Below are 2,013 nucleotides of genomic sequence, written 5' to 3'. Positions count from 1 at the left end.
ACACAAGCCTGGCTCAATGAACTACTTGACAGATATGCAGATAGTACAACTGTATTAATTCACGAAATTGCAGAAATTAACCCTAAGCGAAATTTAAGTAAAGGTACATCTGCAAAGTGTATTGAAATGGCAAATCTTCCAACCATAGGCAGTTTTCCTAATGGATGGATAGAAAAAGAATACAATGGTGGTATGAAGTTCCGTAATGGAGATACTTTAATAGCTAGGATTACTCCTTGCCTTGAAAATGGAAAGACTGCTTTCATCAATTTCCTTGATAAGGATGAAATCGCATATGGCTCCACAGAGTATATAGTGATCTCAGCTAAAAACAATTATTCTTCATCATTCTTCTATTTTTTAGCTCGTAATCATGATTTTGTAGACTATGCTGTTAAAAATATGAACGGAAGTAGTGGACGTCAAAGAGTTTCAGGAGATACAATCGGCAAATACAGAATTCCTGTCATTCCACGTGAAGAGCTTGAATCATTCATGAGCCATGCTGAAATCACATTAAAAACAATTAAAGACAATTCGCTTCAAAATATGCGATTATCAATGATTCGTGACGCATTATTGCCAAAACTCATGTCTGGTGAGCTAAAAGTTAATGATTTAAACAGATAACACATATGGAAGAGAACAAGATACCTGAAATGAAACCGCAGTTTGAGCTAATAAAGAAGTACAACCAAGATGGAAAGGAATATTGGACTTCGCGTGATTTATGTGGAGCTATGGGGTATACAACCTATTACAGGTTTGCTTCTGTAGTAAAGAAAGCTATCGCGATTGCTCAGGCAAAAGGAATGGATATAAACGACCATTTTTACCTTGCTGTAGAAATGGTTAAACTTGGTTCCGGAGCATACAGAAATGTAGAAAACTTCCATTTATCAAGAATGGCTTGTCTTATCATTGCCGAAAATGCAGACTCCAAGAAGACATTAGTACAACAAGCCCGCATCTTTTTCAAAAATCAGACAAGTTTATTTGAACTAACCTCTAATAATCTATCCTCCAATATCTTGCTCTATAAAACAAGCCAAGGAGAAGTAAAGATAGAAGTGATATTTAATAATGAAACCTTCTGGATGTCTCAAAAGCGAATGGCTGCTCTTTTTGGCGTAGATATAAAGACCATCAACTACCATTTAGGACAGATATACGAGTCCGGAGAATTGCAAGAAGAAGCAACTATCCGAAAAATTCAGATAGTTCAGCAAGAAGGAGAAAGAGAAGTTGAACGTTCTCCAATGTTCTATAATCTTGATGCAATCATTGCTGTCGGATATCGAGTAAATAGTTATCAAGCCACTCAATTCAGAATTTGGGCTACCGGAGTTCTAAAGGAATTTATCGTAAAAGGCTTTGCAATGGATGATGAGCGCTTAAAGCAAGGCCGCCATTTCGGAAAAGATTATTTCGATGATTTACTGCAACGTATCCGTGAAATTCGCACTTCCGAACGTAGGTATTATCAGAAAATAACAGATGTATATGCTGAATGTAGTGCAGATTACGATGCTAAATCAGAAATAACCAAACTGTTTTTCAAAATGGTGCAAAATATGATGCATTGGGCAGTAACCCACCATACAGCAGCAGAATTAATCTACAATCGTGCCGATGCTGAAATGCCCCACATGGGACTGACAACGTGGAAGAAAGCCCCTGATGGAAGAATACAAAAGTCAGATACAATAGTTGCCAAGAACTATCTGTCAGACAAAGAGGTATCACAGTTAGAACGTCTGTCATCCGCTTTCCTTGATTTTGCAGAGCTAAGAGCAGAGCAACAACTCATCACGACCATGGATGATTGGAAAAACAAATTAAGTAATTTCCTGGCAATAAGCGACTATGAGGTTCTAAAACATTCCGGTACAATATCTAATGAGGAAGCACAAACGAAAGCTTTCTGTGAATATGAGAAATTTAAACTCATACAAGATCGTGAATATTTGTCTGACTTTGACAAGGAATTGAAACGTCTAAAAGATAAAGGAC

At 37.1% G+C, this 2,013-nt stretch carries 2 protein-coding genes; both read left to right on the top strand.

What is annotated here, in order from left to right:
- A partial coding sequence (locus BACCELL_RS16670; RefSeq protein ID WP_007213110.1) for a restriction endonuclease subunit S occupies nt 1–630 on the top strand: 630 nt, incomplete at its 5' end.
- A gap of 5 nt (nt 631–635) precedes the next feature.
- Nucleotides 636–2,013: virulence RhuM family protein (locus BACCELL_RS16665; RefSeq protein ID WP_007213109.1), on the top strand; the 1,378-nt coding region annotated here is incomplete at its 3' end.

The sequence above is a fragment of the Bacteroides cellulosilyticus DSM 14838 genome (assembly GCF_000158035.1).
Lineage (GTDB): Bacteria > Bacteroidota > Bacteroidia > Bacteroidales > Bacteroidaceae > Bacteroides > Bacteroides cellulosilyticus.
The sequence above is the reverse complement of the archived record's forward strand: the minus strand, read 5'-3'. Positions and strand labels throughout refer to the sequence as shown.